The sequence below is a fragment of the Neobacillus sedimentimangrovi genome (genome assembly GCF_010614825.1).
In the GTDB taxonomy this organism is placed as follows: domain Bacteria; phylum Bacillota; class Bacilli; order Bacillales; family Cytobacillaceae; genus Neobacillus; species Neobacillus thermocopriae.
In genome coordinates this window covers 15,089-30,565 of sequence record NZ_JAAFZF010000041.1, presented here as the reverse complement: position 1 = coordinate 30,565, position 15,477 = coordinate 15,089, and the positions used below count along the sequence as shown (strand labels likewise).

Annotated in this window: 18 protein-coding genes; 16 read left to right on the top strand and 2 right to left on the bottom strand. The window is 36.8% G+C overall.

All coding sequences use genetic code 11. From position 1 onward, the window contains the following. Positions 1–87: 87 nt before the first annotated feature. Complete coding sequence (locus GZA11_RS12745) at positions 88–405, bottom strand: IS3 family transposase (RefSeq protein ID WP_038535059.1); 318 nt, start codon at positions 403–405, stop codon at positions 88–90. 256 nt (positions 406–661) lie between these two features. Between GZA11_RS12745 and spoIIM the strand changes: the two genes are divergently transcribed. The 16 genes from spoIIM (at position 662) to lysA (ending at position 14,517) form a co-directional block, all read left to right on the top strand. Continuing rightward, on the top strand, positions 662–1,303 hold the full coding sequence (spoIIM, locus tag GZA11_RS12740; protein ID WP_038535986.1) for a stage II sporulation protein M: 642 nt from the start codon (positions 662–664) through the stop codon (positions 1,301–1,303). 107 nt (positions 1,304–1,410) lie between these two features. Beyond that, positions 1,411–1,875 carry a ferric iron uptake transcriptional regulator gene (fur, locus tag GZA11_RS12735; RefSeq protein WP_038535985.1) on the top strand — a complete coding sequence of 155 codons (465 nt, stop codon included), beginning with the start codon at positions 1,411–1,413 and terminating at the stop codon, positions 1,873–1,875. Between the two features lie 122 nt (positions 1,876–1,997). Beyond that, the gene (locus tag GZA11_RS12730; RefSeq protein WP_038535984.1) at positions 1,998–2,228 is read left to right on the top strand and encodes a YqzK family protein; all 231 of its coding nucleotides are present in this window, start codon (positions 1,998–2,000) and stop codon (positions 2,226–2,228) included. Positions 2,229–2,234: 6 nt separating this feature from the next. Then, on the top strand, positions 2,235–3,125 hold the full coding sequence (gene xerD / locus GZA11_RS12725; RefSeq protein WP_163184100.1) for a site-specific tyrosine recombinase XerD: 891 nt from the start codon (positions 2,235–2,237) through the stop codon (positions 3,123–3,125). A 248-nt stretch (positions 3,126–3,373) separates the two neighbouring features. Continuing rightward, positions 3,374–4,561, top strand: coding sequence for a phosphopentomutase (gene deoB, locus GZA11_RS12720; RefSeq protein WP_163184098.1), 1,188 nt, complete (start codon positions 3,374–3,376; stop codon positions 4,559–4,561). 29 nt (positions 4,562–4,590) lie between these two features. Then, entirely contained in the window at positions 4,591–5,409 is an 819-nt protein-coding gene (locus GZA11_RS12715; RefSeq protein WP_038535980.1) for a purine-nucleoside phosphorylase, read from the top strand. Between the two features lie 31 nt (positions 5,410–5,440). Then, positions 5,441–6,745 (top strand): pyrimidine-nucleoside phosphorylase, encoded by a 1,305-nt coding sequence (locus GZA11_RS12710; RefSeq protein ID WP_038535978.1) that lies wholly within the window; start codon positions 5,441–5,443, stop codon positions 6,743–6,745. Positions 6,746–6,888: 143 nt separating this feature from the next. Continuing rightward, positions 6,889–8,058: a D-alanyl-D-alanine carboxypeptidase family protein gene (locus tag GZA11_RS12705; protein ID WP_038535976.1), complete on the top strand. Its 1,170-nt coding sequence runs from the start codon at positions 6,889–6,891 to the stop codon at positions 8,056–8,058. A gap of 221 nt (positions 8,059–8,279) precedes the next feature. After that, the gene (spoIIAA, locus tag GZA11_RS12700; protein ID WP_163184096.1) at positions 8,280–8,630 is read left to right on the top strand and encodes an anti-sigma F factor antagonist; all 351 of its coding nucleotides are present in this window, start codon (positions 8,280–8,282) and stop codon (positions 8,628–8,630) included. 1 nt (position 8,631) lies between these two features. Further along, the gene (gene spoIIAB / locus GZA11_RS12695) at positions 8,632–9,072 is read left to right on the top strand and encodes an anti-sigma F factor (RefSeq protein WP_038535974.1); all 441 of its coding nucleotides are present in this window, start codon (positions 8,632–8,634) and stop codon (positions 9,070–9,072) included. Positions 9,073–9,084: 12 nt separating this feature from the next. After that, entirely contained in the window at positions 9,085–9,843 is a 759-nt protein-coding gene (gene sigF / locus GZA11_RS12690) for an RNA polymerase sporulation sigma factor SigF (RefSeq protein WP_163184095.1), read from the top strand. An 86-nt stretch (positions 9,844–9,929) separates the two neighbouring features. Next, positions 9,930–10,550, top strand: a complete 621-nt coding sequence (locus GZA11_RS12685) for a stage V sporulation protein AA (RefSeq protein WP_038535970.1) — start codon at positions 9,930–9,932, stop codon at positions 10,548–10,550. Then, positions 10,540–10,962, top strand: a complete 423-nt coding sequence (locus tag GZA11_RS12680; protein ID WP_038535968.1) for a stage V sporulation protein AB — start codon at positions 10,540–10,542, stop codon at positions 10,960–10,962. The genes GZA11_RS12685 and GZA11_RS12680 overlap by 11 nt, the downstream gene beginning before the upstream one ends. 33 nt (positions 10,963–10,995) lie before the next feature. After that, the gene (locus GZA11_RS12675; RefSeq protein WP_038535966.1) at positions 10,996–11,595 is read left to right on the top strand and encodes a stage V sporulation protein AE; all 600 of its coding nucleotides are present in this window, start codon (positions 10,996–10,998) and stop codon (positions 11,593–11,595) included. Next, positions 11,567–13,042 (top strand): spore germination protein, encoded by a 1,476-nt coding sequence (locus GZA11_RS12670; protein WP_038541758.1) that lies wholly within the window; start codon positions 11,567–11,569, stop codon positions 13,040–13,042. Before GZA11_RS12675 ends, GZA11_RS12670 begins: the two co-directional genes overlap by 29 nt. 170 nt (positions 13,043–13,212) lie before the next feature. Then, the gene (lysA, locus tag GZA11_RS12665; protein WP_163184092.1) at positions 13,213–14,517 is read left to right on the top strand and encodes a diaminopimelate decarboxylase; all 1,305 of its coding nucleotides are present in this window, start codon (positions 13,213–13,215) and stop codon (positions 14,515–14,517) included. A gap of 30 nt (positions 14,518–14,547) precedes the next feature. Here the strand turns inward: lysA and GZA11_RS12660 are convergent, their stop codons facing one another. Continuing rightward, a complete protein-coding gene (locus GZA11_RS12660) occupies positions 14,548–15,417 on the bottom strand; it encodes a DUF1002 domain-containing protein (protein WP_200878236.1) in 870 nt (289 codons plus the stop codon). Positions 15,418–15,477 lie beyond the last annotated feature (60 nt).

Here is a 15,477-nt window from a genome sequence, read left to right as displayed (position 1 = left end):
GATAATAAGTAGATCTAGCCACACCTAATGCCTGTAAAACAGCTGTAACCGTATATTTTCCTCGAAACTTCTCCACTAATCGAAGAACTACTTCTTTTTCAACTCCTTTCTCAGTTCTATATACTTTTTTAATATTTCATTCTCCATTTTTAACTGTTCAATTTGACTATTCCGTTTATCTTCTTCACTTTTCCATTCTGGTCCATGTCCATAAGAATATTGCTTGCCTATTGGTTGATTTAAACGATAAATTTGATTCTCTCTATACCATTTCATCCAAGTTTTAATTTGGGATACATTCTTTATCCCGTACTTCTCCATTATTTCTCTATTTGAAAGCTCTCCAGTCATCTTATCTTTAATAACTGCCCACTTTACTTCACTTGAATATACGTTTTTGCCCACACAAAAACACCTCCGAATAGTATTTTATTGATTATACCATTTCGAAGGTGTTTTTTATTGTCCCATTTAACATTTAACTAGGTTAGTCTAGTCTCAAGACTGTCGGTTTTTTTATGAAGAATAGAGTGTAGGAGAAATGTTGCGATTAAATTTGAAGTCATATTTCACTGACTTATTTCTGAGCTATTAAATTTTGATCATAGAATTAATAGACTTACATAGAATGTAGTAACTGATATTTGGGAGGAAACATGAGATGAAAAAACGTTTGTACCAGTCCAATGTCGCTAGTTATTTCCAAGAACATTCCTCAATTTTCTTATTTATTGTCATCTTATTTTTTATGGGAGTCATTTTTGGCGCTGTTGTTGTTAATAGTATGAGCTTTACACAAAAAGAAGATTTATTCTATTATTTATCACAATTTTTTGGAGAAGTGTCGAACGGAAAAGTAGCAGAAAACTATGATTTATTTCTGCAAAGTTTTTTTCATAACAGCAAATTTATTGGGTTAATATGGATTTTGGGAATCTCTATTATCGGTCTTCCTGTTATTCTTATTTTATTATTTGTTAAGGGTATGGTAGTTGGCTTTACCGTTGGTTTTCTAGTCAGTCAAATGGGGTGGAAAGGGTTTTCGCTAGCAATTGCTTCGATTCTGCCGCAAAACTTGATCATTATTCCTATTTTTATTCTTATGGCTTCCTTGTCTGTTATTTTTTCATTGAGAATGATTAAAAAACAGTTTATGAAAAAATATGCCCAACCAATGCTGCCTTTATTTAAAGGATATATATTAGCTCTTATCGGTGCTATATTGTTGATTTCTATTTCATCAGCAGTTGAAGCTTATGTATCACCGTGGTTTATGAAGTCAATAATTGCGAAAATAATTTAGAATAATTATTAAATAATAGAATGGGTTATTTATAATAATTTTATTTTGAATCTCTTTCTTCATCTGTTATAATGAGAAATAACAGTGGCGAGGGAGGGACGAAAGGCATGGAAACGAGAATTGAGAGAATAAAAAAACAGTTGCATTCGGCAAGCTACAAACTGACACCACAGCGTGAAGCAACCGTCAGGGTATTGCTAGAAAATGAAGAGGATCATTTAAGCGCGGAAGATGTGTACCTCCTTGTAAAGGAAAAATCGCCTGAAATTGGACTAGCAACTGTTTATCGAACTTTAGAATTGTTAACTGAATTAAAAATTGTTGATAAAATAAATTTTGGTGATGGGGTATCACGCTACGATCTAAGACAGGAAGGCGCGGCACATTTTCATCATCACCTTGTATGTATTGAATGCGGTGCGGTTGATGAAATACAAGAAGATTTACTTGAAGATGTCGAAGCGATTGTAGAACGTAGATGGAATTTTAAGATAAAAGACCATCGTCTTACTTTTCACGGAATCTGTCATCGCTGCCAGAATAAAGTCAAAGAGGAACACCCTGCTGAATGATAAAAGAAAAGTCCTTTTAAAAAAAGGACTTTTTCTTTTTTCTAATTTCCTATAAAAGGTATAAAACTTGAATAAATTGGCATACCTTTTATTAATAGAATAGGAAATCGGGGGTAGGCAATATGCTCTCATTTATAAAAATATTATTGAAAACGCTAAAGGTTTTTATTATTTTCACTGGATGCACGATTCTATTTTATTATGGTATTATGTGGGTATCAGAAGAATATCAAAATTACCATCGATATGATGAACCAAAGGGTACTGCCCTTAAGGTTTCAAATGAAGTAAACAATACTAGTAATTCTTCCTTGTTAGACCGGCTAATATTTTTTTACTTAAATGGGGAGTAAAGAGTAATGGAAGGGCATTTGAAAGATTTTATCGATTATATGCGTTTTGAAAAGGGGTTAGCCCAAAATACAATTGTTTCATATGAGCGAGATTTAAAAGGTTATCTTCACTATTTAAAGGATGAATCTATTCTATCTTTAAATCATGTTCAGCGTGCACATATCATTCAATTTTTAGGATATTTAAAAGAAAACGGTAAATCCCCTAAAACGATAGCCAGGCATGTTGCATCCATCAGAGCTTTTCACCAATTCTTATTGCGGGATAAGGCAGTGGATCAGGACCCTTCCGTTCATATAGAACCACCAAAACTGGAAAGAGCGCTTCCTAGTATTTTGAATTTACGAGAAATCGAGCTTCTTTTAGAGACTCCAAAGTTAAATGATCAATTTGGATTGCGGGATAAGGCGATGTTGGAACTTCTTTATGCAACTGGCATAAGGGTAAGTGAGCTCATTGCTTTAGATATTGATCATGTGCACGTAAAGATGGGATTTGTTCGTTGTACAGGAAGGGGAAGGAAAGAGAGGATTTTGCCTGTTGGACAAAAGGCAATAGAAGCGATCCAACTTTATTTAGAAGACGGAAGACCGTATTTGATAGGTAAAAATTCACAAGAAAATGCCTTGTTTTTAAATCACCAAGGGAAACGTTTGACAAGGCAAGGATTTTGGAAAATATTAAAAAAACTAGCTGCTGAAGCGGGGATTGCCAAAGAACTGACACCTCATACACTAAGACATTCGTTCGCTGCTCATCTAGTTGAAAATGGAGCTGACTTAAAAGCGGTGCAAGAGATGCTGGGACATGCAGATATTTCAACCACACAGATGTATGCCCAGGTAACCAAAACAAAACTCAATGATGTTTATCGAAAATTTCATCCGAGAGCTTGATAGAATCATAGATGGAAATATGTTTGTTAAAAGCTGTCATAAAATGGGCAGCTTTTTGCTTGTTTTTTTGCATATATGTAGTAAAATAAAGAGGTCAGACTTCTGACGTATGATTTCTTGAGTTTATTTTGTTAATTTAACCTAAAAAGGGAAACCTATGGTTATGTATTTTTTGATGGATATGTAAACGTTATCAACTTTGGGTACGAACAAAATTATTCATAATCATGTAAAAGGAGGAATTATCCGTGGCTTCTACTACATATAAACGTATATTTTTAATCGTAATGGATTCGGTAGGCATTGGTGAGGCTCCTGATGCAGATAAATTTGGTGATAAGGGAGCAGATACACTAGGTCATATTGCAGAAAAAATGAACGGCCTCAAAATGCCGAATATGGGTAAATTAGGTTTAAGCAATATTCGAGAATTAAAAGGAATAGAAAAAGCTGAAAAACCGCTTGCATATTACACTAAGATGATGGAAGCGTCTAACGGGAAAGATACAATGACAGGGCACTGGGAAATTATGGGTCTTAATATCCAGACGCCATTCCGAGTCTTTCCTAACGGTTTTCCTGAGGAACTTGTTTCTGAGTTAGAAAAGCGTACTGGGAGAAAAGTAATCGGTAATAAACCGGCAAGTGGTACTGCGATCATAGATGAGTTAGGCGAAGAGCATATGAAAACGGGTGCATTAATTGTGTATACCTCTGCTGATTCGGTTCTTCAGATTGCTGCACATGAGGAAATTGTTCCACTTGAGGAACTTTATCAAATTTGTAAAATTGCCCGTGAATTGACACTTGATGAAAAGTACATGGTCGGCCGAGTGATAGCCCGTCCGTTTGCCGGTGAACCAGGTAATTTTAAACGCACACCTAACCGTCATGATTATGCCCTAAAACCATTTGACCGCACTGTAATGAATGAATTAAAGGATGCTGGATTTGATGTAATTGCTATTGGAAAAATTTCCGACATATATGATGGAGAAGGTGTGACAAAATCGTTAAGAACCGTTTCCAATATGGATGGAATGGATAAATTGCTTGAAACATTTGATATGGATTTTACTGGTATTAGCTTTTTGAATTTGGTTGATTTTGATGCTATTTATGGTCATCGCCGTGATCCTGAAGGTTATGGTAAAGCACTAGAAGAATTTGATGCAAGATTGCCTGAGGTCTTTGCCAAAATGAAAGAGGATGATTTATTGATTATCACTGCTGACCATGGGAATGACCCGGTTGCACCAGGTACGGACCATACTAGGGAATATGTACCCCTGCTAGTATACTCTAAGCAAATGGTTGAAGGAAAAGAATTGCCACTTCGTGAAACCTTTGCTGATGTTGGAGCAACGATTGCAGAAAACTTTAATATACAATTACCTAATTACGGGAAAAGCTTTTTAAGTGAATTAAATTCTTAAATAATCTAGTAATTAAAAGGGGTAGGAATATGGATTTTGAAAAGATTCAAAATGCTGCAAGCTTTTTAAAAGGAAAATATGATCAAGCACCTAAGATTGGTCTTATTTTGGGATCAGGTCTTGGTATTTTGGCAGATGAAATTGAAAATGCGGTGAAAATACCTTATCAAGAAATTCCAGACTTTCCTGTGTCAACAGTAGAGGGCCACGCAGGGCAGCTTGTCTTTGGCTTGCTAAATGGAGTAAATGTGGTAGCAATGCAAGGCCGCTTTCATTTTTATGAAGGCTACAGTATGGAAAAGGTCACTTTCCCGGTTCGTGTGATGAAAGAAATTGGTGTTGAAGTACTAATTGTTACGAATGCAGCCGGTGGTGTTAATGAAAGCTTTGAGCCTGGAGATCTAATGATAATCTCAGACCATATTAATAATATGGGAACGAATCCTTTAATTGGACCAAATGATAATAGACTTGGAGTACGCTTCCCTGACATGTCTGAAGCTTATACGAAAGAGTTACGTGTATTGGCAAAAGAAATTGCCGATCGTTTACAGATAAATGTGAAGGAGGGCGTATATTTTGGAAATCCTGGGCCAGTGTATGAAACCCCAGCAGAGATACGGATGATTCGTACTTTAGGTGGCGATGCTGTAGGAATGTCTACAGTACCTGAAGTAATCGTAGCTCGCCATAGTGGCATCAAGGTACTTGGCATATCATGCATTTCAAACATGGCAGCAGGAATTTTAGATCAGCCGTTATCCCATGATGAAGTAATTGAAACGACTGAAAAAGTAAAAAACAATTTCATGAAGTATATTAAAGAGATTGTTAAGAGTTTGGCATAAATGAATAATATATGTAAAGTGGTGAAGAAAAATGAGAATGGTTGATTTAATCGAGAAAAAAAGAGATGGACATGAATTAACAACTGAAGAAATTAATTTTATTATTAAAGGATATACGGAAGGGAAGATTCCTGATTATCAAGTAAGTGCTTTTACAATGGCAGTCGTGTTTAGAGGCATGTCGGAAAGAGAAAGAGCCGATTTCACAATGGCAATGGTAGAATCCGGAGACCAAATAGACCTTTCACAAATCGAAGGAATTAAAGTTGATAAACATTCTACAGGAGGAGTAGGGGATACGACTACACTTGTTTTAGGACCACTTGTTGCTTCTGTAGGTGTACCTGTAGCAAAAATGTCCGGACGTGGCTTAGGGCATACAGGAGGGACCATTGATAAGCTGGAATCAGTTAATGGCTTTCATGTAGAGATTGATAATAATGAATTTATTGATTTGGTTAATAAAAATAAAATTGCTGTCATTGGTCAGAGTGGAAACTTAACCCCAGCAGATAAGAAATTGTATGCATTAAGAGATGTTACCGGTACTGTTGAAAGCATTCCACTAATAGCTAGTTCAATCATGAGTAAGAAAATTGCCGCAGGTGCAGATGCTATTGTACTTGATGTGAAAACAGGCGCTGGTGCTTTCATGAAAACACTTGATGATTCACGTGAATTAGCCAAAGCAATGGTGCGCATCGGAAATAATGTTGGACGTCGGACAATGGCAGTCATTTCTGATATGAGTCAGCCACTTGGATATGCTATTGGTAATGCCCTTGAGGTAAAGGAAGCTATTGATACATTAAAAGGAGAAGGTCCAGAAGATTTAACTGAACTTTGTTTAACACTTGGTAGCCATATGGTTTATCTTGCTGAAAAGGCGAATAGCTTGCAAGAAGCACGAGCGATGCTTGAAAACGCAATTAAGGATGGCTCTGCCCTTGAAAAGATGAAAGTCTTCCTTAGCTCACAAGGTGGTGACGCATCGGTTGTGGATGATCCATCCAAACTGCCGCAAGCTAAATACATTATCGATCTTGAAGCGAAAGAAGATGGGTATGTATCTGAAATGGTAGCTGACGAAATTGGAACAGCTGCTATGCTTCTAGGTGCGGGAAGAGCTACAAAAGAGTCCGAAATCGACCTGGCTGTAGGACTTGTCCTTAGGAAGAAAATTGGAGACCAAGTCAAAAAAGGTGAACCATTAGTAACGATTTACAGCAATTTTGAAGATGTAAGTGAAGTAAAAGAAAAACTACTTCAAAACATAAAAATATCTTCAACAAAAGTAGAACCACCAATTCTTATTCATGAGGAAATAACAGAATAAATGATAGTAAGTAAATTAGTGTCAGGCCATGTGAAATATTCACATGGTGCCTGACACTTTTTTTATTAAAACAGAGGAAAAAATTGTATAAAGTAATTGAATTTGGAAAAAATGGTGATGATTAAGAATGGAGGGTAATGTGAATGAAACAATTGGTCTATTTAATAGTAACAATTTTATTTACAAGTATCTGGGCTCCATCAGCGTTGGCAGCTGAAGAAAAGAAATCTGCTGATATTGTTTCAAATGTAAAATCAGCAATTTTAATTGAAAGAGATACCGGGAAAGTTTTGTTTGAGAAAAACAGTAAGGAAAAACTGCCTCCAGCGAGTATGACAAAGATCATGACCATGCTACTAATAATGGAGGCAATTGATAAAGGAAAGCTAACATGGGATGAAAAAATCCGTACGAGTGAACGTGCGGCTTCGATGGGTGGCTCACAAATATTTCTTGAACCCGGCGAGGAAATGACGGCAAAGGAAATGATGCAAGGAATCGCCATCGGTTCTGGAAATGATGCTTCTGTCGCCATGGCTGAACATATTGCGGGTTCAGAAGAAGCTTTTATTGAAATGATGAATGATAAAGTAAAGGAATTGGGCTTAAAGGATACAGCTTTTAAAAATACAACAGGTCTCCCTGAGAATGGGCATTACAGTTCAGCCTACGACATGGCCATTATCGCAAAAGAACTTTTGAAATATGAAGATATAACAAAGTTTACAGGTATGTATGAATCCTACCTGCGTGAAAATACTGATAAAAAATTCTGGCTTGTTAATACAAATAAACTAGTACGCTTTTATCCAGGAGTCGACGGATTGAAAACAGGTTTTACTGCTGAAGCAAAATACTGTCTCACAGCAACAGCACAGAAAAATGGAATGCGGGTTATTGCGGTTGTATTCGGTGCTCCAACTGCAAAAGAACGGAATACCCAAGTAACAAAAATGCTTGATTATGCTTTTAGTCAATATCAAACCCAACCGGTCTATAAACGAAATCAAACAATTGGAGTGGCAAAAGTAAGTAAAGGACAGGAGAAAACAGTTGAAGCTGTAACAAGTGAACCACTTTCACTTCTTACTAAAAAAGGAGAAAAAACGAAGGATGTAAAGCAAAAGGTTACGATTCAAAAAAATCTGAAAGCACCTATCAAAAAAGGTGATCAGGTTGGAACCATAAAGCTTGTAAGAAATGGGAAAGTCATACTTAATAGCCCACTAGTTGCCAAAAAAGATGTAAAGGAAGCAGGCTTTTGGACACTGTATAAACGATCATTTGGAATGTTTACAAAAGCCGGAAAGTGATTGCTTTCATAGGCAATTGTGTCGAAATGCTAATGATCATCACTAGTTTTATCGAATAACGACTAGTTTTGTATATCTAGCAGGAAATTAATGAACATAAGGCGAATTGACTCACTATACCTGAGAAAGCGGAAAGTGCCTTGGAACATTTTGTACAGTGAAAGAAATTTCTTTAGTGTAAAGGTGCTGAAGCTGGACAAGATGAAGGAGGACTAAGGATAGTGAGTCTTAACATTGAATTTGAAACGAAACATGACGTTTTATGTATTCGGCTTAGTGGTGAATTGGATCATCATACAGCGGATGAACTTCGTGAGAGGGCAACGGCCCTCATTGAAAAAAATGAAATTCGTCATATTGTCTTGAATCTGGAACAGTTAACCTTCATGGACAGCTCTGGTTTGGGCGTAATATTAGGAAGATACAAGCAAATAAAACAGGTACACGGAGAAATGGTCGTTTGTGCAATCTCCCCGGCAGTGCAAAGATTATTTGATATGTCTGGTCTATTCAAAATAATTAAAATGGAACCGACTGAGGAATTTGCATTGCAAAAATTGGGGGTGGCTTAGAGTGAAGAATGAAATGAGCTTACAGTTTAGTGCTTTAAGTCAAAATGAATCATTTGCCCGTGTAACAGTTGCCGCCTTTATTGCCCAGTTAGATCCTACAATGGATGAACTGACGGAAATTAAGACAGTTGTTTCAGAAGCAGTGACCAATGCGATCATACATGGATATGAAAATGATCCGAACGGTATTGTCTATATTCGTGTATCGATCGAGGATAATCTAATTGATTTATCCATTAAAGATAATGGTATAGGAATTGCAAATGTAGAGGAAGCCCGTCAACCACTATTTACAACAAAGCCGGAATTAGAAAGGTCTGGAATGGGATTTACTATCATGGAAAATTTCATGGATGAGGTCGAGATTCATACGCAACCAGGCAGCGGAACCGAGGTTAGATTACGAAAGCATTTAAAATCGCGCAAAATGCTTTGCAATTAAGGAGACTTGCCAATGGATGTGGAGGTCAGGAACGATAATAATCAAATCTATCTAAAAGATCATGAAGTTAAAGAGCTTATCAAAAAAAGCCAAGAAGGAGATCAGGAAGCCAGGGATTTAATTGTTGAAAAAAATATGCGGCTTGTTTGGTCTGTTGTACAACGATTTCTAAATCGAGGCTATGATCCAGATGACTTGTTTCAGATTGGTTGTATTGGATTACTAAAATCTGTTGATAAATTTGACCTTTCCTATGATGTTAAATTTTCCACATATGCTGTTCCGATGATAATTGGGGAAATTCAACGTTTTATCAGAGATGATGGTACGGTAAAGGTCAGCCGTTCACTAAAAGAATTGGGAAACAAAATTCGAAAGGCAAAGGATGAATTATCCAAAACACTTGGTAGAATTCCAACTGTTAATGAAATCTCGGAGTATCTTGGGCTTTCACCAGAGGACGTGATTCTAGCCCAAGAAGCGAGCAGGATCCCGTCATCTATTCATGAAACTGTCTATGAAAATGATGGCGATCCTATTACCCTGCTAGATCAAATTGATGATGGAAATGAAGGGAAATGGTTTGATAAGATTGCATTAAAAGAGGCCATTCGAGAATTGGATGAAAGGGAAAGACTAATTGTTTATTTAAGATACTATAAGGATCAAACCCAATCAGAGGTGGCTGTCAGACTGGGCATTTCTCAGGTCCAAGTATCAAGATTGGAAAAAAAGATATTGCAACACATGAAGGACCGTATGGAATTATAATCCATACGGTCTTTTTTTTTTTGCATGAAAAATTTACTTAAAACTCATACTAATTACGAGAAATTTTTGTGTGGGAAGTGAATGATTTGGAAGGTACAATTTACATTCGCATGAGAAATCGTGTTCAATCCCCTCCAAATGAAAAAGTCTATTTAAAGGACGCAGCTCAAATAATTGCCCCTGAGTCGTTGCTTCCTAGATTAAAATCATTGATCATTCACCAATTAACAGAATCGGACGGAAATATTGTTGTGGTAGATGTAATGAAGGTAATTGGCATAATTACAGAAAAATTCAATGGGATTGAGGTTCAAACCATTGGTCCTGCACAAACAATTATTGAAGTGGTTACAAAGAAAAAAGGAGTATCTATTCCTTTTTTTCTTTTAATATGGTTTTTACTTTTTTTTGGCTCTGCTATGACGCTCATGAACTTTCATGATGATGTCAGTATGAGAAGTGTTCAAGAAAAAATATATTTAATTATTACTGGCGAGAAAGATACAAAGCCACTGCTTTTTCAAATTTCCTATTCGATTGGATTAGGCTTGGGGATGGTTTTATTTTTTAATCATGTATTTAAAAAACGAATTAATGATGAACCTAGTCCACTTGAAGTTGAAATGTTTAATTATCAAATGGATTTAGATAATTATGTCATTCTACATGAAAACAAAGAAAGTATGAAACGAGTCAATGACGATTAAAATTGTGGCTGTTATCTTTATTGGATTATCAAGTGGACTAATGGTAGGAAGCGGATTTGTCGCTTTCATCACGGTTTTAGGTATTATACCGAGATTGACTCAACTGTCAAAAACTATGATTATGATCCATTACTATGAATGGGCAGTTATATTTGGAGCCCTAGCTGGAGTGATTGCCAGCCTGAGAGACCCAGTTCTTGGAATTCCGGGCTTTATTTTAATTCCGCTCGGACTTACTGGAGGGGTTTTTGTTGGAATGCTGGCTGCAGGATTGACAGAAGCATTGAATGTCTTTCCAATTTTAGCTAAACGTATAAATTTGGATGGACAAATAGTCATATTAATCATGGGTATTGTTTTAGGGAAAATATTTGGATCTATCTTCCAATGGCTATATTTTGTCCATCGTTAATTGAAATCTTGTTAATGAAAGGAAATCTATCATATGGACACACCAAGACGAGTGATATTAGTGACTGATGGTGATGAATATACAAAAAGGGCCCTAGAGAGTATTGCTCGAAAAATTGGTGGCCGCTGTATATCGAAGTCTCAAGGAAACCCTTCTAAATTATCCGGACCGGAGTTAGTGAAATTAATTAAGAAGGCACCACATGACCCAGTGCTAGTGATGTTCGATGATAGTGGGATTATTGGAGAAGGAGCAGGTGAAACAGCATTACGGTATGTTGCTACACATCAAGATATTGAAGTTCTTGGAGTAGTTGCAGTAGCAGCTAAAACAAAAAATAAAGAATGGACTAAAGTGGATGTAAGTATTGATCGAGAAGGAGAATTGACCCCATATGGAGTCGACAAATTTGGAATAGCAGATCTGGAAGTAGGAAGAATAAATGGAGATACGGTTTATTGCCTAGATGAATTGAATATTCCATTCATTGTTGGTATAGGAGATATCGGGAAAATGGCAAGGCGGGATTCCTATGAGCTCGGTTGTCCTATTACGGAAAAAGCCGTAGAACTTATTCTTGAAAGGAGTGGTTTTTTTGAATCAAATGCTAGTACAGACATGGCCGATTCCTGAATCTGTAAACGAAATAGAAAACTATATGAAGCAGCGGGTAGGTTTAGGGATCAGTTTTGATTTAGGGGTTAGGAAATTAAAGATACTAAAACATGATGTTCATATTTATTATATAAATGGATTATGTGATACAGAGTATATTATTCAATTAATTAAGGAATTAGTGGCTATAAATAACAGGGAAAAATTATCTGTTAACCTTTTTCATATCATTGAAAATAGGTTAGTTAACCAATCTGTTGAGCGTATTCAACAGATGGATCAATTAGTTGATAAAGTTTTGTCAGGTTTAATTGTTGTTGTCATTGATGGGGAAAGTACAGCCCTAGCCATTGATGTGAGAAGTTATCCAGGCCGAGCTCCACAAGAACCAGATACCGAAAAGGTTGTCCGTGGATCAAGAGATGGATTTGTTGAAAATATTATCCTTAATACAGCTTTGACAAGACGGAGAATTCGTGATGAGCGACTTCGCTTTGAGATGTTGAAGGTTGGGAAGCGTTCAAAGGCAGATGTAGCATTGGGTTATTTGGAGGATGTCGCAGACCCTAAATTAGTAAATATCCTTAGAAAAGAATTACAGGCGATAAATATCGATGGAATTCCGATGGCAGATAAAACGATCGAAGAATTTGTTGTAAAACAAGGTTTAAATCCATTTCCTATTGTAAGATATACGGAAAGAGCCGATGTCGCGGCTATGCATATTTTAGAAGGTCATGTTGTGATATATTGTGACACTTCCCCAAGTGTAATCATCACACCGACAACCTATTTCCATCATGTGCAGCATGCAGAGGAGTTTCGGGAATCTCCTGCCATGGGCACTTTTGTTCGTTGGACTCGTTTTTTAGGTGTGTTTGTCTCCATTTTTTTGCTGCCCTTTTGGCTGTTAATGGTTTTGGAACCGTCCTTGCTACCAGAACAGTTTAAGTTTATCGGCCCTAATGACAAAACAAATATTCCAATTATCGTGCAATTGTTTATCGCAGATTTTGGCTTGGAGTTTTTGCGTCTTGCAGCGATTCATACACCTACTCCGCTTACAGCAGCTATGGGTTTAATTGCAGCAGTATTAATTGGACAAATTGCCATCGATGTTGGTTTGTTTGTTCCAGAGGTCATTCTCTATGTAGCAGTAGCTGGGATTGGAACATTTACGACCCCAAGCTATGAGTTAAGTGTAGCAAACAAAATTGCTAAAATGCTTATCATGATTTTGACTGCAGCGTTTCATGGCCCCGGATTTGTGATAGGTTGCACCCTTTTGTTTATCTTTCTTATCAATATGCGTGCCCTTAACACACCGTATTTATGGCCATTCCTCCCATTTGAACCAAAAGGATTTATGCAGATTTTATTCCGTAGAGCTGTTCCAGGGTCAATTTTAAGACCAAGCATTGTTCACCCTAGGGACCGTTATCGTCAGGCGCCAAATAATCAATAGAAAATAGATAATTGCAGATTTTTCTGAGTTGTGCTAAAGTATGTTTAATTAAATGAAGGATTATGAAATAAATAGGCAGCATCTTTCGCGGATTCTGTCTATTTATTTATTATCTTTTAGGATTGTCTACATAGACTGTAGTGAGTCGTAACGGAGAGAGGGAATCGGGTATGTATTTTTACGGTACAACAGGAATTAATAATCAAGGACATTTGGAAATTGGCGGAGTGGATACTGTTCAATTAGCTAAAGAATTTGGTACACCACTATATGTTTATGATGTAGCTTTAATTAGAGAAAGAGCGCGAGGCTTTAAAAAGGCGTTTGAAGAGCAAAATGTTAAGGCTCAAGTTGCCTATGCCAGTAAAGCGTTCTCAACTGTGGCAATGGTACAATTGGCAGAAGAAGAGGGGCTATCTCTTGATGTTGTTTCAGGCGGTGAATTGTATACAGCAATAGCTGCAGGATTTAATCCTGCGAAAATACATTTCCATGGTAATAATAAAAGTAGAGAAGAATTAGAAATGGCTATTGATCACCAAATTGGCTGTATTGTAGTAGATAATTTCTTTGAAATCGAACTTTTAAAAACAATTTGTCAAGAGAAGAATGCAAAGGTAAATATATTGCTAAGAGTGACACCAGGTATTGAAGCCCATACACATGATTATATATTAACTGGCCAGGAAGATTCTAAATTTGGCTTTGATCTACAAAATGGGCAAGCAGAAAAGGCACTGAAAATAGTCCTTAAAGAGAACCAGTTTAATGTTCTAGGGCTTCATTGTCATATTGGGTCGCAAATTTTTGAAACGACTGGATTTTTACTAGCTGCCCAAAAAATTGTTAGCAAATTAGCTGAATGGAGAGATCAGTTCTCCTTTGAAGCAAAGGTTCTTAATTTGGGTGGCGGATTTGGCATTCGATATACAAAAGAAGACGAGCCCATTCAACCATCCCAATATGTTAGTGAAATAATTAAAGAGGTAAAAAGCTTGACTAACCAATTATCGTTAAAAATGCCGGAAATTTGGATTGAACCAGGTCGGTCACTTGTAGGAGATGCTGGAATAACCTTGTACAAAACAGGATCTTCCAAAGAGGTTCCGGGCGTACGAAAATACCTTGCTGTTGACGGTGGCATGAGTGATAACATTCGTCCTTCGCTTTATCAGGCAAAATATGAGGCTATTTTGGCAAACCGTCCGCTTGCTCCAGTAAACGAAACAGTATCGATCGCCGGAAAATGTTGCGAATCAGGAGATATGTTAATATGGGACCTTCCATTGCCTGAGCCTGGAAATGATGATATTTTAGCTGTATTTTGTACAGGAGCTTATGGGTACTCAATGGCGAATAACTACAATCGAATTCCACGCCCAGCAGTCGTATTCGCTGAAAACGGTCAAGCTACCCTTGTTGTAAAAAGAGAGACATACGAAGACATTGTAAGACTTGATCTACCATTAACATAAAAGCTGCCGTAGTTACGGCAGCTTATTATATTAAGATGAAAAAATAGCTTTTATTGTATCGATAAGCCAAATGAAAAATTGTTTTATTTTCTCTAAAAATCCTTGTCCTTCTTCCGATTTTAGGAAATTCGAAATACGGTCTTTTGCTTTATTTAATTGGTCGCTAACCTGATTCCAATCAATATCTAAACCCTTAATTTTATTAAATAAATCAATAAGCCTTTGCATTTGTTCTTCCGTAAGGGTAACGTTTAATTCTTTTGCTTCTTGCTCAATAATTTTCCGTAATTCCTCGTCATTTTTCGGTTTATTCTTAGCAATTTCCTCTTTGATTTTTGCCATCAATGCGGCAGCGTTTTCGTTTCCGATGCTGTCACCAAGTTTTGCGGTTTCAACCATTTCCTGATTGGCAGCTTGTTTCACCTCTTCAGGAATTGTTTCATCAGCAGAAATTTCATATGCTTTAATAATCCCTGTAAGAGCAGCAGTACCAGAAACGGTTACGGGAGCGGTTATATAAATGTTTGCATCTTTTACACCAGCAGTGATGAGAGCATTGACATACATTTCGTCTGTTACCCAATTTATATTTTTGGTTTTTACGGTTATTCCTGATCCTTTAGATGCTGCTGTAATGGCAGAGGATGAAATGGCTTTCGTTCCAATTAAAGATTTGGCTATATATTTTCCTAGATATTGGTGCTCTTCTTGGTTTGTTACTGTTACAATTTGCACATCTTGAGGTGCACCCATTTCCTTTAATAAATTTGTTTTTTGTTCCTCTGTTAAATTCTCACCTAAAGTGACAATCATATCTCCTTCGGCCATGTCGGCAAAACTTCGAACAGGAAGAGCAAATAAAATAATGGTCATCAAAAGTATTGTTAATTTTTTCATAATTACCTCCTAAATCATTCGTATCATCCACTTAGTGAAAAGAATTTCTCTTCATTAATATAA

Bases quoted from the DNA above. Each gene is read 5' to 3' on its own strand.
- spoIIM (WP_038535986.1), top strand. From the start codon at position 662: ATGAAAAAACGTTTGTACCAGTCCAATGTCGCTAGTTATTTCCAAGAA.
- fur (WP_038535985.1), top strand. From the start codon at position 1,411: ATGGAAACGAGAATTGAGAGAATAAAAAAACAGTTGCATTCGGCAAGC.
- GZA11_RS12730 (WP_038535984.1), top strand. From the start codon at position 1,998: ATGCTCTCATTTATAAAAATATTATTGAAAACGCTAAAGGTTTTTATT.
- xerD (WP_163184100.1), top strand. From the start codon at position 2,235: ATGGAAGGGCATTTGAAAGATTTTATCGATTATATGCGTTTTGAAAAG.
- GZA11_RS12715 (WP_038535980.1), top strand. From the start codon at position 4,591: ATGGATTTTGAAAAGATTCAAAATGCTGCAAGCTTTTTAAAAGGAAAA.
- GZA11_RS12710 (WP_038535978.1), top strand. From the start codon at position 5,441: ATGAGAATGGTTGATTTAATCGAGAAAAAAAGAGATGGACATGAATTA.
- GZA11_RS12705 (WP_038535976.1), top strand. From the start codon at position 6,889: ATGAAACAATTGGTCTATTTAATAGTAACAATTTTATTTACAAGTATC.
- sigF (WP_163184095.1), top strand. From the start codon at position 9,085: ATGGATGTGGAGGTCAGGAACGATAATAATCAAATCTATCTAAAAGAT.
- GZA11_RS12680 (WP_038535968.1), top strand. From the start codon at position 10,540: ATGACGATTAAAATTGTGGCTGTTATCTTTATTGGATTATCAAGTGGA.
- GZA11_RS12675 (WP_038535966.1), top strand. From the start codon at position 10,996: ATGGACACACCAAGACGAGTGATATTAGTGACTGATGGTGATGAATAT.
- GZA11_RS12670 (WP_038541758.1), top strand. From the start codon at position 11,567: ATGCTAGTACAGACATGGCCGATTCCTGAATCTGTAAACGAAATAGAA.
- lysA (WP_163184092.1), top strand. From the start codon at position 13,213: ATGTATTTTTACGGTACAACAGGAATTAATAATCAAGGACATTTGGAA.